The sequence below is a fragment of the Mesorhizobium monacense genome, assembly GCF_056781675.1.
Genome location: NZ_CM165567.1, coordinates 4,465,260 through 4,480,512 on the forward strand (window position 1 = coordinate 4,465,260; position 15,253 = coordinate 4,480,512).

General features: G+C 57.0%; 11 protein-coding genes and 1 pseudogene. 9 read left to right on the forward strand and 3 right to left on the reverse strand.

Annotated features, from left to right (window positions below; genetic code table 11):
• Positions 1-82 precede the first annotated feature (82 nt).
• On the forward strand, positions 83-832 hold the full coding sequence (locus AC1RUK_RS21585) for a methyltransferase domain-containing protein (RefSeq protein ID WP_481839034.1): 750 nt from the start codon (positions 83-85) through the stop codon (positions 830-832).
• 14 nt (positions 833-846) lie between these two features.
• Here the strand turns inward: AC1RUK_RS21585 and AC1RUK_RS21590 are convergent, their stop codons facing one another.
• The 3 genes and pseudogenes from AC1RUK_RS21590 to AC1RUK_RS21600 all read right to left on the reverse strand — a co-directional run.
• On the reverse strand, positions 847-2,013 hold the full coding sequence (locus AC1RUK_RS21590; protein WP_481839033.1) for a glycosyltransferase: 1,167 nt from the start codon (positions 2,011-2,013) through the stop codon (positions 847-849).
• Between the two features lie 14 nt (positions 2,014-2,027).
• A complete protein-coding gene (locus AC1RUK_RS21595) occupies positions 2,028-3,467 on the reverse strand; it encodes a GMC oxidoreductase (RefSeq protein WP_481839435.1) in 1,440 nt (479 codons plus the stop codon).
• 15 nt (positions 3,468-3,482) lie between these two features.
• Positions 3,483-3,950 (reverse strand): annotated as a pseudogene (locus AC1RUK_RS21600) (hypothetical protein); the annotation flags it as partial.
• Between AC1RUK_RS21600 and AC1RUK_RS21605 the strand changes: the two are divergent.
• From AC1RUK_RS21605 to AC1RUK_RS21640, 8 genes are all read left to right on the forward strand, one after another.
• The gene (locus tag AC1RUK_RS21605; protein ID WP_481839032.1) at positions 3,874-5,226 is read left to right on the forward strand and encodes a glycosyltransferase family 4 protein; all 1,353 of its coding nucleotides are present in this window, start codon (positions 3,874-3,876) and stop codon (positions 5,224-5,226) included. The pseudogene AC1RUK_RS21600 and the gene AC1RUK_RS21605 sit on opposite strands and share 77 nt — an antisense overlap.
• A gap of 61 nt (positions 5,227-5,287) precedes the next feature.
• The gene (locus AC1RUK_RS21610; RefSeq protein WP_481839031.1) at positions 5,288-6,526 is read left to right on the forward strand and encodes a glycosyltransferase; all 1,239 of its coding nucleotides are present in this window, start codon (positions 5,288-5,290) and stop codon (positions 6,524-6,526) included.
• Complete coding sequence (locus AC1RUK_RS21615) at positions 6,523-7,665, forward strand: hypothetical protein (RefSeq protein WP_481839030.1); 1,143 nt, start codon at positions 6,523-6,525, stop codon at positions 7,663-7,665. The genes AC1RUK_RS21610 and AC1RUK_RS21615 overlap by 4 nt, the downstream gene beginning before the upstream one ends.
• 22 nt (positions 7,666-7,687) lie before the next feature.
• Positions 7,688-8,902 carry a glycosyltransferase gene (locus tag AC1RUK_RS21620; RefSeq protein WP_481839029.1) on the forward strand — a complete coding sequence of 405 codons (1,215 nt, stop codon included), beginning with the start codon at positions 7,688-7,690 and terminating at the stop codon, positions 8,900-8,902.
• A 28-nt stretch (positions 8,903-8,930) separates the two neighbouring features.
• Positions 8,931-10,382: a lipopolysaccharide biosynthesis protein gene (locus AC1RUK_RS21625; RefSeq protein WP_481839028.1), complete on the forward strand. Its 1,452-nt coding sequence runs from the start codon at positions 8,931-8,933 to the stop codon at positions 10,380-10,382.
• A 54-nt stretch (positions 10,383-10,436) separates the two neighbouring features.
• Positions 10,437-12,566: a hypothetical protein gene (locus tag AC1RUK_RS21630; protein ID WP_481839027.1), complete on the forward strand. Its 2,130-nt coding sequence runs from the start codon at positions 10,437-10,439 to the stop codon at positions 12,564-12,566.
• 261 nt (positions 12,567-12,827) lie between these two features.
• A complete protein-coding gene (locus tag AC1RUK_RS21635) occupies positions 12,828-14,111 on the forward strand; it encodes an O-antigen ligase family protein (RefSeq protein WP_481839026.1) in 1,284 nt (427 codons plus the stop codon).
• A complete protein-coding gene (locus tag AC1RUK_RS21640) occupies positions 14,108-15,061 on the forward strand; it encodes a glycosyltransferase family 2 protein (RefSeq protein ID WP_481839025.1) in 954 nt (317 codons plus the stop codon). Before AC1RUK_RS21635 ends, AC1RUK_RS21640 begins: the two co-directional genes overlap by 4 nt.
• Positions 15,062-15,253 lie beyond the last annotated feature (192 nt).

A 15,253-nucleotide genomic window follows, 5' to 3' on the forward strand; every position in this document is an offset into this window, starting at 1 on the left:
GCGCCCACACCAGAGCCAGCCCTTTGCGAGCCGTCCACTTGGCACTCTCTTTCGTGTATGTTTGTGCGGCAACGGAGAGCTGATGGTGTCCGACGTCGAGCATACAGTCGGGGTTCAGAATCCTGCTGTGCCGTCGCCGACTTTATGGAAACGAGTCCGCAGACGTCTCTATCGCTTCACGTTCACCAAGAGGAAATTGTCGACCAAGAATCTGGACCGACTGTGTCGCGAATTTGCGACCCCTGAGCGGACGCTGGTGATCCACTCCGAAGACGTCGACTACAAGCCCCATTTCCCCAACGCATTCACCGTCACGAAGCGGCCCGACAAACCGGCGGACATGCATGTCGATTTGTACTACCGGGATTTGAGCAAGATCGCTTCGGAAAGCTATCCCGTCATTGTCTGCACGGGCCTTCTCGAGCACATACCCGATCCCGAACGCATCGTCGCGGATATGTGGCGGATTCTTGAGCCTGGCGGTCGTCTTGTCATTTCCGCGAGCGCGGTGTTTTCATTCCATGAATGCCCGGACAACTTCTTCCATTTCACCCCCTATGGCTTCAAGCTGCTGTTCAAGGATTGGACGCGGTTCGATATGCTCCGCGGCTCGAGCCAGCCCTTTGAAACGATCGGAATTCTGATCCAGCGCATTCACTTGCAATGTGACATTTTCCCGCTCGCCCGGCCTTTTATCGAGCTATTGTTTCATACCATCAGGGTCTTGGACGTCTTTGTGGTGAGACAGTACGAGACGCGTCAATTCCTGGATGAGCGAAGCCGAATCGACTCCATGTTGCCGTCAAACCTGCAGGCGGTGGTGGTGAAGTGACTTCCTTGGGCAATTCACTCATGCGCACTATGCCCAATCGCTTGCGCGCAACTGCAATCCAGAGGTATTCGCGCTGCCACCATGCCCAGGGCGATTAGGATCTTCTCTGCACGCTGTTTCCAAGTATAGCCCGATAGCAGGAGCTCGCGCGCGGAGCGCCCCAGGCGTCGTCGTTCTGCGGGATCCTGGGCAAGGCGCTCGAGCGCTGCCGCCCAGGATCTGACATCATCAGGATCGCAGAGCAATGCGGTAACGCCGTCGGTCAGGATTTCGCGCAAGACAGGCAAATCCGAAGCGATGATGGCTTTCTCCGAGGCCATGTACTCGAATATTTTCAGCGGAGACATCCATGACGCCACATCCATGCGGCCGTTGGACACAATTACGGAACGCTTGTACGGCGCCAGGACGACATCGAAATGAGCAAGCTTGGCAGGAACAGCAGCGTGAGGCAGGGGTCCATGCAAAGTCAGATTGGGGAGTGTCGCTGTCCGCTCCTTCCAATATTGAACATCTTCCCGGCGCCCACCCACAATGTCGAAATGGGCCCACGGACATAGAGGTGCCAAATCGGCGATAATCTCCATGCCCTTGCCGGGGTAAAGGTGTCCGACATATCCGACCGAGAGCTGTGAACGTGACGGCGCCTCGATCGGTTTGGGAGGAGATATCATTGCGTCGGCGCCGTCAGCAGCCACAATGATCTTGGAATCGAGAGAGGGAAAATCCTTGAGTACCGCGTCGGCAATTGCTTGAGAAATGGCGACCAAACCCCTTAGGCGTGGATTTTGCGTCAGCGCCGCAAATGCGGCCTTGGACTTCGGCCCAAATGAAAGATGGTCGTGATGCAATTCCAGCGCGGCGGGAAATCCGGCACGCGCAAGCCACAGCGCGAAGCGCGGCTCTCTCGTATACACGAGGTCAATGCGAAGGATACGCGCCAGCATAACTCCAAACATGATAACCCAACGGGAGTTGGGCTGCCGAAGCCCTATGGTCCACACCCTGAAACCGTGCTCCAGCCCGTAGTGTTCTGCCAATTCAGCTTGCAGGCGCCGACGGAATCGACCTGAGACAATGAGGGTCACATCCGCACCTGAAGCGGAGAACGCGCTGCACATCTTAGCGATATTGACGGTATGCGCCTGCGGTCCTGGCATAGCCGTCGCGGTTAAGTACATTATCCGCACGGATCTCACTCTCGGCCCAGCACACGGCTCAAATGATCGCTCAATCGAAGGGATAGAGCGGCGATCGTCAGGAACGGATTGGCATTGCCGTATCGCGGAAAGACGGAAGGTCCGGCGACAAACAAATTGTGCAACCGGTGGACACGGCAGTTCTGGTCGACGACTCCTTGGCGGGGATCGTTGCTCATTCTCGTAGTACCCAGGAAATGCGAGTGAACAGCTGTGAGGGGCCAGGAATCCGAATCGCGAAGGTAAGAGTAATCGAGGTGGCCAACATCATGTGCACGAAGGAAGCGATCCAACATGTCGAGAAAGGTCATAGCCGACCTGCGATCCGCTAGATCATATCGCCATCTCAGGTTGAGCAGCTGGCGCCCTTCCCGATCGCAGTCCTCGGAAAGGGTCAGCCTGTTCTCGGCGTTCGAATGCTGATCCAAGTTCAATCGGACCACGAAGGCATGTGCTTTGGCCTGCAATCGTGCAGCCTGTCCTAGGCGGTCAAACGCCATCTTGCCCGAGGCAATCAGAAGACGTCGTAACCTGGCGCTTCGATTCACGATCGGCGCGCCTCGGAATGCCGCGCTCTTGATAGACTCGAAGACCTTTTCGGCCTTGTATTCGGCAATGGGGTAGAGACGCGCGCAATGGTTCAATGTGCCGATGGAGATTTGCGTAGCCGTGGAGAGCCCGATACCCGCTCGTACCTGCACCCCGTTGCTCGTAGCTTCTCGAAACAACGGATGCTCCGCACTAACCGGTTGTTTAGCCCGTAGGACGGCCAAGTCCGCCTTGGGATGCGTCGAGAAATATCGACCGATTGCCCCCTCTTCGTCCCTCCAGTGACGGCGCGCATAGCCCAGCAAGAGCCGGGTGGTTTCGAGCCCACCGGCGGCGAGAACAAACACCTGAGCTTTGATCGTTTTGTGGTTTTGCCGACGACCGACGGTGACGCTTTCGATGGCCCGCCGATCTCCATTTGGTGTGACGTCGAACACGGGAGCGTCAGTCAGAACCCGTAGATTGGCGAGATTTCCGTCGGACTTTGTCACGAGCTCGGCGACTTTGAAGGCTGGTCGCGACCACATGAGATATTTTATGTCAACCCGATCGCTCGCCGCGAACGTCTTCCAGCTACAGGGCATGCGTGGCAATTCGTTGTAGTGTTCGGAACTGGGCATACCCAAGATGTCCAACGCACGCTCGTAGTATGGAGAAAGTTCGGACAGCGGAAATGGCCAAGCCGGTGAGCCAATGTCCGGCCTTTCCACGAAATCTGCCTCGTCCATTCTCGCCACGCGACCGGCCCAAAGATTTGAAGATCCACCGAGCTGCAAAGCCTGGGCGTAAGACAGATCAACCGCACCGTCGACGTCGAGTTGCGCCAGGGGCGCAGATGAAAGTGGTGTCGGATCCCGGTTTCCCGCCTCCACCAGGATCACATCCATCCCCCGTTCTGCGAGGGGGAGGGCAACGAGCGCTCCGGCGGGTCCGGAACCAATGACGCAGGCCTGGCACGTCAACTCGGTTGTCGTCACATCCAAAAGCGAATTCATATGCGAGGCACATCCCGTTGCCTTGACTGCCTCTTCGAACGAGTCCGGTCCGACGTCACACAAGCGCGGCAAAGGAGAAAAGTATTCGCGCATAACTATACGACGAATAGGCACTCGGCTGTGCCCGGGGTAACAGCGATACGTCTCTGGGACGCCTAAAACATAAATCAAATCTGACCAACTGAAAGCCGTTTGGAACCTGTCCTTATGGATAGGGGAGGTGCGACCCAAGAGAGACGAGGTGCGCCAGGAGTCAGGGTTTGTCTCCATACGGCATGCACTTACCCGAGGACGTGACATGTCGCTCCAACGCAGTAGCACCGCTATCGGGAGGTCAGGAAACCAAAAACACGCCCGGGGGGGCAGCACCACCATCGGTTGGATTGAGCCCGGTAGCGGCGATTTGAAATCACGGGATGCGGAAGGCAAAATTGGAGCGGCGCATCGACTGCGTATCGCTCATGTCATTACTCGTCTCATCAATGGCGGTGCTGATGAGAATACCGTCTATTCCTGCAATTGGGCCGCGCAAAGAGGACATGATGTTTTCCTGCTGCACGGCGAGGCGGTTCACCCAGAAATTTTAGCTAAAGTAGACCCGCGGGTGGAACTCATTGGTGTCCCCGACTTGACCCGGTCCATTTCGCCTGCCTCCGACGTGAGGGCATTGTTGGCGCTTACGCGGAGATTCCGCGCCTTGAATGCCGACATCGTACATACGCATACCAGCAAGGCAGGCATTCTCGGCCGTTTCGCGGCATGGGCGGCGAGGGTTCCAGTGGTCATTCATGGCGTGCATATCGTGCCTTTTGTCAATGTCGGCGTCGCCGAGCGGCTCACCTATCTCGCTTTGGAAAAACTGGCGGCGCCAGTCACCAGTGCATTCATCAGTGTGAGCGAGGGCATCCGTGACTTATGCATGAGCGCGGGAGTGGGACATGCTGACAAACATCATGTCGTCTATTCCGGATTCGATCTCGATCGCTTTCGCAACGCCAGTCCGCCTGCCGATTGGCGTGAGTTGTTGCGCTTGACACCGGACGCGCCGCGCCCGCCTGTGCTCTTGATGATCGCGGCATTCGAGCCACGCAAGCGACACGCGGAATTTCTAGAGGTTTTCAAGAAAATCGCCGCCCGCGTACCCGACACGGTACTTGTGCTCGCAGGCGATGGGCCGCTTCGCTCGATCGCCGAATCGCAAGTCAACCGGCTGGGGCTCCAACGCCGAGTGGTCTTTGCCGGTTATCGCGACGACCCCGAGCGGCTGATCGCACTCGCGGATCTCTGCCTGCTCTGTTCCATACGGGAGGGATTGCCCCGCGTGCTCATGCAATATCTCGCCGGCGGTAAGCCTTGCGTCGCTTGCGATCTGCCAGGTCTTCGCGAAGTGCTCCGTCCTGGCACCAATGGCATGATCACACCCGCGGACGACTTGGGCGCTATGGCCGACGCCACGGCCGCCCTCCTGGAGGATCGTGAAAGACTGGCTTGCCTCGCCCGAGGTGCCGCAGCGACGGATCTTTCGAACTGGGACGCCAAGCGAATGGGCAAGCGGATCGAGGCCATTTACCGCCAGGCTCTTAACCAGCATCTGGAGAGCAAGGGAGCGTCGACCAGGCCTCCTGTTCGAAATCTGGCGCTTCCGCGATGAAGTGCCCCACAGAGATCGGGCAGATTGCCGGATTTGTTGGAGGTAAATCCGGTGGATTGATATGAATGTAACAGACGTTGCCTCTGCTTATCCGATGATTACCCCGCGAGTCGAAGCCCTTCACAGCATACGCATCTTGCTCGTGCTCTCCACCTATTTTCCAGAGTCATATGGCGGCGCCGAGCAACAGACGCGGCGATTTGCTCGGGCGCTGATCGAAAGGGGCGTCTCCGTAACCATTTTGGCACCCAGATTGTCGCACTCGACGCCGAAACGGTCCGCCATCGACGGAGTGCCCATCGAGCGCCTTCGCTTGCATGCCGCGCCGAATTTGGGCGGGCGGCATATGCTGTCGTTCCTGTCGTGGTGCGTCCAGCTTGTGATCTGGATGCTGCGCCGTCGCGACGAATTCGATGTTGTACATATCATCCATGCCCGACTTCACGCCGTTCCAGCGGTGTTGGCAGGGGCCCTCCTGCGCAAGCCCGTTCTCGCAAAAATGGGCCGCGGCGGACGCTGTTTCGATCTCGACGTTGTGCGCGAAAAGAAAATTGTCGGTCGCTGGGCGTCGTCCGTGATCAAACGGCACGTCACGGCCTTCATCGCCAATAGCCACCAAATCGCAGGTGACCTGAAGAGACATGGTATCGAGGCGGATCGCATTCACATGATTCCAAATGGGATCGATCTGCCCCACAAGCCGCGCCGCCAGCCGAGCACAGATGGCACCCGACGCTTCATTTGCCTTGGTCGCATCGAGCCGGAGAAATGCCTTGAGCACATGATCGACGCGTTCGCGGCCCTTCCCGCCGAGGCGAAGGCGCAACTCACCATCCTAGGCGATGGCCAGTGTCGCGCCGCGCTAGAGGAACAGACGGTGCGGTTGGGCCTTTCCGGCAGGGTCAAATTCGCCGGCGCCGTCGAAGATGTCTTTCCATTCCTGTGGAAGGCTGACTTCTATCTTTCCACCTCGGTGTCGGAAGGCATGTCAAACGCCCTGCTCGAGGCCATGAGTTGCGGCGTGGTCCCGATCATCACCGATGTCAGCGGTGCGTCCGATATTGTGGAGCATGAGCGCAGTGGTTTTTTGGCTGGCTCGCATGTGGAGTATGGCGGGCTCCTGCTTCGCGCGCTTGGCCTATCGGAAGCCGAGCGCGATGCGATGGCGCGCCGCGCCATACGAACTGTCGCTGCGCGATTCAGCATGGAAAGCGTCGCAACACGGCAAATGAGTCTCATCGCGACGCTTATGCAGAAAGATCACCATGCGCCAGTTCACCTGCCGGCAAAAGTAACATGAGGCTCATCCTCCATATCGGCACGCATAAGACGGGAAGCACGGCGCTACAGCAATTCCTTTGCGCAAACGGAAAAGGATTGGGCGAGCATGGCATGTACTACGCGTCGCCAGCACACGAGTTCCATTGCAATAGTCTTGTGAACGCACCTTTGGTAGATGGGCAAGAGAGACTCCGGAATTTCATTCTTGAGAGTTTGAGAAAGGCAGAGCAAAACGGAGCTGACACAATCATCGCAAGCTCCGAAAATCTTTATGCTATGGTGCGGTACCTGGAATGCTTCCACACCCAGAAAACGAGCGCGGAGGTCCTTGCGAAAGAGCGCAGTCTCATTGAGCGCCTGCACGCCGCTATTCCTGCCCACGTGAAATGCCACATAATTTGCTACGTACGAAGGCCAGATTGTTATCTTGAGTCCCTTTACAATCAAAATGTAAAGAAGGGCGCTCTGTTTAGCGGCGATGTTGGCGACTTTCTCAGCATAGTTTATGACATGCTGGACTATCATCGTTACCTATCGATCTGGCGCGATGTCTTTGGGAGCACCGCTTGCTCGGTGCGCGCTTACGAAGCGGCTCTGCCGAATCTGATCAATGATTTCGTGCGGCATGTTCTCGTAATTGAGGATATCTCCTCTTTCACAAAACCGCATCTTCGTGCCAATGAGCGGCTAAGCAGAGATCTCCTGGAATATAAGCGGCGTAGAAATGAACATATTCGATATTCCGAGCGCAAATTGGAACGTAGGATCTTTGCAGCAGTAGACAAGAGAATAGCAAGCCCCAACAACAATGACGAATATCTCTCACCCGATGAAAGGGCCGAACTCCTTTCTATGCTGGAACCCTCGATGGAGCGTCTGCGAACGGAATTTGCTCTGCCGCCCTTTCTGCGGTTCAACCTCGAAGCGGCCAGGGCGTCCTGGCAACCTTATCCAGGACTTTCGCTCAAAAACAAGCGAGAGATCGAATTCCACTACCAGGCAGTTCAGCGCCAAGTCTCCTTCCGCTTGGAACGCGTTCTCATACGGGCGGCGTCGTTGGTACGCGGGCGGCTGCCATTTCTCTCATGGCCTCTCGATTTTGCACGCGCCAGCGGAATACGCCGACTGCTGCTGCAGGCGGCAGGCCGGTTTCAGTGAACCGTGACTGCGGAAACGGTGATTGGGCGCCAAAGGAATGAGTAATTTGAAGCTTGTCTATGCGCATCCCGTGCCTGTTCCGAGCCAAGCGGCAAACGCCGTACAGGTCGTGAAGGCATGCAACGCGTTTCAAGCGATCGGCTGCAGAACCGTCCTTGCAATTCCCCTTGATCGACCCGGTACCAACAAGTGGGGCGAAATCAGGAAGGCCTACGATCCAGAGCAGCGTTTTGGTTTGTGGCACATACCATTCGATCATATTCCAGCCCGAAAGCTCGCCTTTGGCGGTGCCGTGTCGTTGCTTGCATGGCTGACGGCGCGCGATGCCGTGATCACACGGTCGATCTCCGTTGCCAGGGCTACGGCTGCGGCCGGCGTTCCGACAGTGCTGGAGCTGCATAGCTCGATTGATACCGAGCACCGGGCCGTCATCAGGCGCTTCGACAACTTGGCGAAGTCGAAAAACCTCCTTTCGCTCGTCGTCATCAGCGAAGCGTTGAGGAAACACTTTGAAAGCCGGTGGCCCGAGCTATCAGGTCGCATCCTGTCCATGCCGCTCGGTGGCGATCTCGTCGCAGCGCCGGAGGAAGACGCGATCCCGCTCTGCGGGGATTTCAATGTCGGATATGCGGGGCAACTCTATCCAGGAAAAGGAATGGAGGTCATCCTTCCTCTAGCGCAAGCTTGCCCTTGGGCCACCTTTCATATCGTCGGTGGGGCGCAGCATGACATCGACCAATGGCGGGCTCGGGCAGAATCCGAGAGAAATATTATCTTTCACGGATATGTGCCACATGCCCGGATCTCCTCGTTCCTGGCGGCATTCGATGTGGTGCTCGCGCCCTATCAGCGGGTTGTACGAGGCGTCGACAACAATACGACGAACCTCGCTGACTGGATGTCGCCCTTGAAGGCCTTCGAATACATGGCGCATGGAAAAGCCATCCTGTGCAGCGATCTTCCGGTTTTGCGAGAGATATTTACTGCCGGCGAAACTGCCCTCCTTTGCTCCCCGGACGACGTTGTGGACTGGACTCGCGCGCTGACGCAATTGCGCGACAATAAACAGTTGCGGACGCGGCTTGGGGAGAACGCGAGACGGCGAATGCAATGTGAATTCACCCGCGAAGCGTGGGCGAGAAAAGTAGCTGACGATATTGCTGCTCGCTTGCATGCACTGAAGCGTCGCCGACCAATTGGACAGTCTGGGTCATGTCAACTTGGACCAAATAGCTGAACATAGGAAGCTGACACGAAGGGCAGCCATGGGCCTCTCGTGGGCGGGTACCACATTGCTTGCTCGAACCTTGTTGAATGTCCTGGTGACGGCCGTTCTCGCGCGCCTGCTTTCCCCACGAGAATACGGTATTGTTGGCGCTGCGCTGATCATCGTGGCCATCGGCAGCAACATTGCCAACCTTGGCATGTCGCAGGTCTTGGTACAGCGAGCGGACATCGAAGAGCGCCATATCGGAACCATAGTTTCCTTGTCGCTGACAATCGCTCTTATCCTCGGCTTGCTTCAATGGGTGTTTGCAGGGCAGATTGCCGATTTTCTTCATGTGCCGGAACTGGTTCTCGTTTCGCGCATCCTTGCGGTGATGATGATTGCGAACGCGTTCAATCTGACCGCCGAGGCCATTTTGTCACGGCATCTGAAATTCAAAATATCCTCCATAGCGAGGCTGGTCGCCTGGATTGCTTCCAATGTCGGTCTAGCCATTCCGCTTGCCTATTTTGGCCTCAGCTATTGGGCCTTGGTGGTCGCGTACATGGCCGAGGCATTCATCTTGGCCGGCATCTATTTCTTCATTGCCAGGGACTATCTCGTGGGTCCTCGTTTCGACATGCAGTCCTACCGCGATATCCGCGGCCAGAGCCTGGGCTATTCGCTGGCAGGTATATCGAGCTTCGTCGCCAAATATATCGACAATGTTATTGTCGCGCGCTTGATCGGCACCTCGGAACTGGGCATCTATTCGCGGGCGTTTTATCTGATTGCAATGCCGGCAAATCTGTTCGGCGATCTGAACAAGAGTGTCGTCTTCCCCCTGCTGTCAAAGGTTCATCACGACAAGGCGAGGCTCCGCACAGCTCAGCTTAAGGGTTATGCTTTGACGGCGGCGCTTGCCCTGCCGACCAGCGCGTTTCTATGCTGTTTTGCGAAAGAGCTTGTCCTGACGGTCCTCGGCCAGAACTGGATCGGCGCCGTTGCTCCTATGGTCGCATTCTCTGCAGTAATTTATTTCCGCGTCGGTTACAAAGTGTGCGGAGCCGTCACGCTTGCCACAGGCCGCAGTTACCGGACGGCCTTGATGCAATTCATTTACATGGCCCTTGTCGCTGCGTCCGCATTCTTCTCAGCGCCCCACGGCGTGAACGCGGTCGCCTTTGCAGTGTCCGGCGCCATTGCGACGAGTTTCTTCCTTTATGCGGCGGTCAGCTGTCGGATGACGGGATTGTCAGTTCTGGATTTCGCGCGCGTTCATGTACCGCCTGTGGCATTTGCCGCCGTGGTCTTCGCCATTGGCTCGGCGGTCAAAACGCTGCTTGCCGGATCGCCCGACTATCTGGTGCTCGCGACCGGGCTTCTCGTTATAGGTACATTATCTGTCGCTACTCTCTATCTGAGAGCGTCGCTCCTCTTCGGGAAGTATGGTGCGGAAGTCCTGCAAACGCTGACATCCAAGAACGCGAAATGGGTCAGATTTGCATAGTTCATTGTAGCTGCATTCTCGCCGCATCAACGGCCGTCCATCCGAGGATGAATCATGAATGTAGGGAGTTTGAAGAAGCGCAATGGTTGGCAACGGGTGTCCACGGAGGAATCCCGTGCCGGCACGCCGACGATGACCAGCCGCATTTCCCGCCGGGATCTGGCGCGCGGCGCATGCGCCGCCCTTCTGCTGACGGCATCCGGTCGCCCAGGACGGGATGCTTTCGCCGCCGGTCCGGACCAGGGCTCGCAGCAGAAGGGACAACTCTGGCATCCAGATCTGTTCCCGGAGATGATCGTGAAATCCTGGTATCAGGAGGATTTGGCCGAAGGCGAGGTCTCCTCGTGGCAATCCCGCGGCGTGAAGCCTGTAGCTGCGGTGCAAGCCGAGCCCTCTCTATGCCCGACAAAGCTTGGGAAAGACGGCGTCCTCTTCAAGAAGGGCACGAAACAGGCATTGACTTGGCCTGCCGACAACGACGCCCCATACCTTCACCGCTGGTGGCTCGTGATCGCCCGGTGCGATTCCGCAGCCAACTCCGATGCGAACAACGTTTCTGTTTTGTGCGTCAATGGCGCCGAGGGTGGTTCGGTGCACCGCCAGCCGCGCGTCTGCTTCAGGCCATCGAAAAGCACATTCGTTTCACAGGTCGATGATGGCAAGATCAAGAGCGAGGAAGGGAAATGCTCGACGGATTTTGGCGGCTGGAATGTCATGGTCGGGTACCGCCGGGGATTCGTGATGCAGGTTGTGGTGAATGGGGTCAAGACGGCTGGCCAAACGATTTATGCATTGGCACCCAACCGGGTGAAATCCGAGAGCTTCATGGGCGATGTGATCAATCCGATGGGGGCCGATGTCGCGATCGACTGCGTCATCATCGGGCAAAGCGAACTAGATGACTCGCTGATCGACATGCTGATGGGATGGGGCATGTGGCGCGTCGGCCGGCAATCCGACCTGCCCAGCGATCATCCCTATCGCCAGCGCCCTCCTTCATCCGTGGATGCGAACAACAAACCGGGGCGTTACGCATTCGACTCAGCCTCGTGGGAGTCCTGGGCAGCCATCGGCAATGAGCGATATGCTCATCGTGGAGAGGCGGCGCCACCGATCCGCGGTTACACAACGGTTTTTTTTGATGATTTCGATTCCAACACGGTTGTCGATGATTCCAAAGGCGCCCAAGCCAGCATCTGGTATGCGCCGACCTCTCTGGCGAATGTCGGCGTTGACGCCAATGCCCAGCGGATCTCGGCGTCGCCTTCCTCATATGTGCACGACGCCGCCAGCCACACGCTGGCGCTCCGGCTCTTAAATAAGGGCCGCTGGAGAACAGGTGCGTTCTCTTCAGTGAACAACAATGGCCAAGGGCGGTGTTGGGGAAAAGGAATCTTTGAGATCCGCGCCAGATTTCCAAAGATCGCAGCGCCCCGCCCCGGATTTTTTCCTGCTTTTTGGGCGTATGGCAAAGAGCATCTGTTCTGGAGGACGCGCAATCGTCTTGAGACCGACTTTTGGGAATATGATGGTCTCAATGGCGCCTACATCAACATAAGCCAGCACGTTCACAAACCCAAACTCGGTTATGCAGATCCAGAGATCGCGACAGCCGGCGTGCACCGGAAAATAGCCGGTTATCAAGTCGATCCATCAAATGGCTTTCCAGCGACAGTCGACATATACGATGGCGAATTTCATACCTGGTACGCGCAGATCGAGGATGATTATAGTTATTTCGTGATCGATGGCTGGGAAGTGGCGCGCGTTCCGACGAGCCCGGAACTCGCAGCGAAAAAATACATCATGGTGGATTTCGCTTACGATCAAAACAAGGGGCATGCTCAACCGGACCCGTCGCAGACGTATGACATGGTCATTGACTATATAAGGGTCCGGCAGACGGAAACGGATCTGGCTAGGGTTCCGCCGGGTTTCAGCGCATTGCCGACCTTGTCGGGCCGGGCTTCACCAAGCCAAGCGCTGACCGTCGTACCGAACGTGGTTGCGTCGCAAATAGAGTGTCTCTGGTATCGTGACGGCATTCCGATCGTGGGCGAAGCCGGCACAGGCTATGAGCTCGGCTCGCAGGATATGGGGCATAAAATTCGCTGCCATATTCGCGCACTCTCTGTGCTCGACCAGCCAGAAGCCTGGACCCCGGAAAGCGAGACCGTCGCCTAGGCCGCATCGACTGCGCACCGTAACGATGCGCCATCACTCTCCGTCGACTGCCTGATGAGCTCTGCCTACGCTCGAGGCACCGTTGGACATTGGAAGACGCAGACCTTCATCGCTGGGCTGCTCTGTCGTGGGCCCACCGCCCCTTTCGTCGTCGACACACCGATGAACCGGCGCAAAGTCTTCTCCGCCCGCCGGCATACCAACAAGAATCTGTCTCCAGGAAAGAGAACATGTTAAAAGGATATCGCGCCGCGTGGGGCTATGATGCGTTATCTCCTCACATTCGCGATACTAAGCCTTTTCCTGCCAATCAGGCTCGAGACGGGTCTTGTATTGCTGCGCCCGTTCGAGCTGATCACATTGCTGTCGCTCATCATTGGCCTCACGACGGGGCGTTGGCGAGGTTTGGTTTTTCCAGCCGGTTTTCTACTCCTCCTGCCCTTCTTGGGCTGGCACATGGTCTCGGCCTTTAGCGTGGACATAGAGAACGGCCTGCGCGAGCTGTTGCAGATGTCCGCAGTGGGCGGCTTTGCGTTGGTCCTCGCACAGGAGGCCAGACGGCTCGATACGCACCAGACAGTGAACATCTTGCTTTTCGGCATGGTGCTGATCCTCGCCTATACGATCGCCTGGCATGTGGCTCATGGCTACCCGGTCGGTTGGAAACATCTGTTCGATCCAAGGCTCGTGTTCACCTTCCTTCCAATTACGCTCGCGGGGCTGCTGCTCTTCGCCAGCCGGGCCAAGCGGCGCAACCTTTGGTTTGCATGGGCAGGGTTACTCCCCCTGCTCGTGCTATCCGGGGAGCGCAAGGCTTTTTTGATCTATCTCTTTCTGACCGCTGCGCTTCTGACACGCGGAAGGCTCGCTGCGATGGTGCCGGCGATCGCCGCCGGCTTCGTGGGTCTTTTTGTGCTATCGACCACGATGGACAACGCCTATATCCAGAAGCAATTGCAGACCATGCTCGATCCGCTGAGCATGGGGCAGTACGAATACCTGGCCGCAAAGGGGAAATATGCCCCTGGAGATACGCCGAGCAACGTCCAGCGCTCGTTTGCCTTCACTCTGTCCAAACGGCTCATCTCCGAACATCCACTAATGGGCGTGGGCACGAACCAATTCAAAAATATCATCGATACTGAGTTCCGCAGTCTTCCTGACGAGTTGCGGCTGGGGATCCATGGCGAATTTCAACGCATATTCACCGAGAATGGCATCATTGGGCTCGGCCTCTATCTTCTGATATGGGCGGCCGCATGGTTTCGGTTAAGCCGTGTTTTAGGCTCGGCACTTTTTCACGGATTGATCGGAGCAGCCCAGGCGCGGCTTCTGCCCCTCGTAGTCCTTGTTCCCTGCGCTTTCTACGTTGGAACGGAAGCCTCGGGCACACGTGCTTTCGTCACACTGATCCTTGTCTCGCTCCTGCCGGAATTGACGGGGCACGGGCTTTGCCTGGTATTGAACAGGGCGCGGAGGTCCCACCCGACGAGCACTGGTCATTCTCGATTTCTTGGCCGCGCCTTGCCAGGCAGCACAAGATGAGTGTTTCGGTCATTTTGACATGCCACAATGAGGAACGCTTCATTGTGCAGGCAGTGGAAAGCGTCATCAATCAGACCGCTTCGAGCGCCATCAGAGAGATCATCATTGTCAATGATGGCTCGACGGACGGCTCGACCGAAGTGATTGCGTCGTTGGTCGATCGGGAGCCGCGCATCCATGTCCTGACAACGGCGGGTATCGGGCCTTCATCGGCGAGGAATCTTGCCATCAGACATGCTACCGGTGATTTTATTGCATTTCTCGACGGCGATGATTTCTGGGCTGAGGACAAGCTTGAGCGTCAATTGACCGCCTTCGACAATGGCTGCAAGGCAGCTCTCGTCTATGGTGATCTGGTCGACTTTTCCGCTCCAGATCTTTCCGATGCTGTACCCGTGGCCGTTGGCCGCTATCGCGCGGATCAACGCGATACGCTGCCGACATATTTTCTGCATGATGGACCGATTGTTCCTTCCAGTATCGTCATGCGGCGGGAGATTGTTGAAGATATCGGGTTGTTCAACGAGACAATCAGGGTTGGAGAGGATACAGAGTTTTGCATGCGCGTAGCCGAGCGCTGGACATTTCAACATGTGGCCGGAGCACTCGTCTATAAACGGCGTCATGGCTCAAACACAACTCGCAGACTCGACGCGCTTCTGCCGGTAGCTGAACACCTCACGCGAGAATGGGTCATCCGACGGCCGGAGCTTGCGCACCTCGCGAGGCGGCGCAACGCGCGTTTATACGCAAAAGCCGGCAATGATTGCGTGGCTCAAGGCGAAAAGAAACGCGGAGCGCACTTACTCTTTCGCGCGATACTGCACGATCCATTGTCCTGGCGGATATACGTTTACATTTTTCTCTGCGCCCTACCTGCAGGCATGGAGCCGCAGGTGCGCCGCGCAGCCAAGCTATTGTTCTACCGCGCCATGCGCAAAAAAATTTGACCCTAAAGATGCTAGCGGATTGGCGAGAGTTCGAGCATCTCATGCGGCAGCCTGGGGATCCACCACCGCCAAATCCTTCGAAAGTGTCCTGGCAAGACGGTAGGGTGCGTTTATTCGCATTTCCTAATATTTTACCGCTCTGACCCATTCGGATATGTTATGATGGTTAACGCGCCGAGAGCTGGATAGCCA

Bases quoted from the DNA above. Each gene is read 5' to 3' on its own strand.
- AC1RUK_RS21585 (WP_481839034.1), top strand. From the start codon at position 83: ATGGTGTCCGACGTCGAGCATACAGTCGGGGTTCAGAATCCTGCTGTG.
- AC1RUK_RS21590 (WP_481839033.1), bottom strand. From the start codon at position 2,013: ATGTACTTAACCGCGACGGCTATGCCAGGACCGCAGGCGCATACCGTC.
- AC1RUK_RS21595 (WP_481839435.1), bottom strand. From the start codon at position 3,467: ATGGATGTGATCCTGGTGGAGGCGGGAAACCGGGATCCGACACCACTT.
- AC1RUK_RS21605 (WP_481839032.1), top strand. From the start codon at position 3,874: ATGTCGCTCCAACGCAGTAGCACCGCTATCGGGAGGTCAGGAAACCAA.
- AC1RUK_RS21610 (WP_481839031.1), top strand. From the start codon at position 5,288: ATGAATGTAACAGACGTTGCCTCTGCTTATCCGATGATTACCCCGCGA.
- AC1RUK_RS21615 (WP_481839030.1), top strand. From the start codon at position 6,523: ATGAGGCTCATCCTCCATATCGGCACGCATAAGACGGGAAGCACGGCG.
- AC1RUK_RS21625 (WP_481839028.1), top strand. From the start codon at position 8,931: ATGGGCCTCTCGTGGGCGGGTACCACATTGCTTGCTCGAACCTTGTTG.
- AC1RUK_RS21630 (WP_481839027.1), top strand. From the start codon at position 10,437: ATGAATGTAGGGAGTTTGAAGAAGCGCAATGGTTGGCAACGGGTGTCC.
- AC1RUK_RS21635 (WP_481839026.1), top strand. From the start codon at position 12,828: ATGATGCGTTATCTCCTCACATTCGCGATACTAAGCCTTTTCCTGCCA.
- AC1RUK_RS21640 (WP_481839025.1), top strand. From the start codon at position 14,108: ATGAGTGTTTCGGTCATTTTGACATGCCACAATGAGGAACGCTTCATT.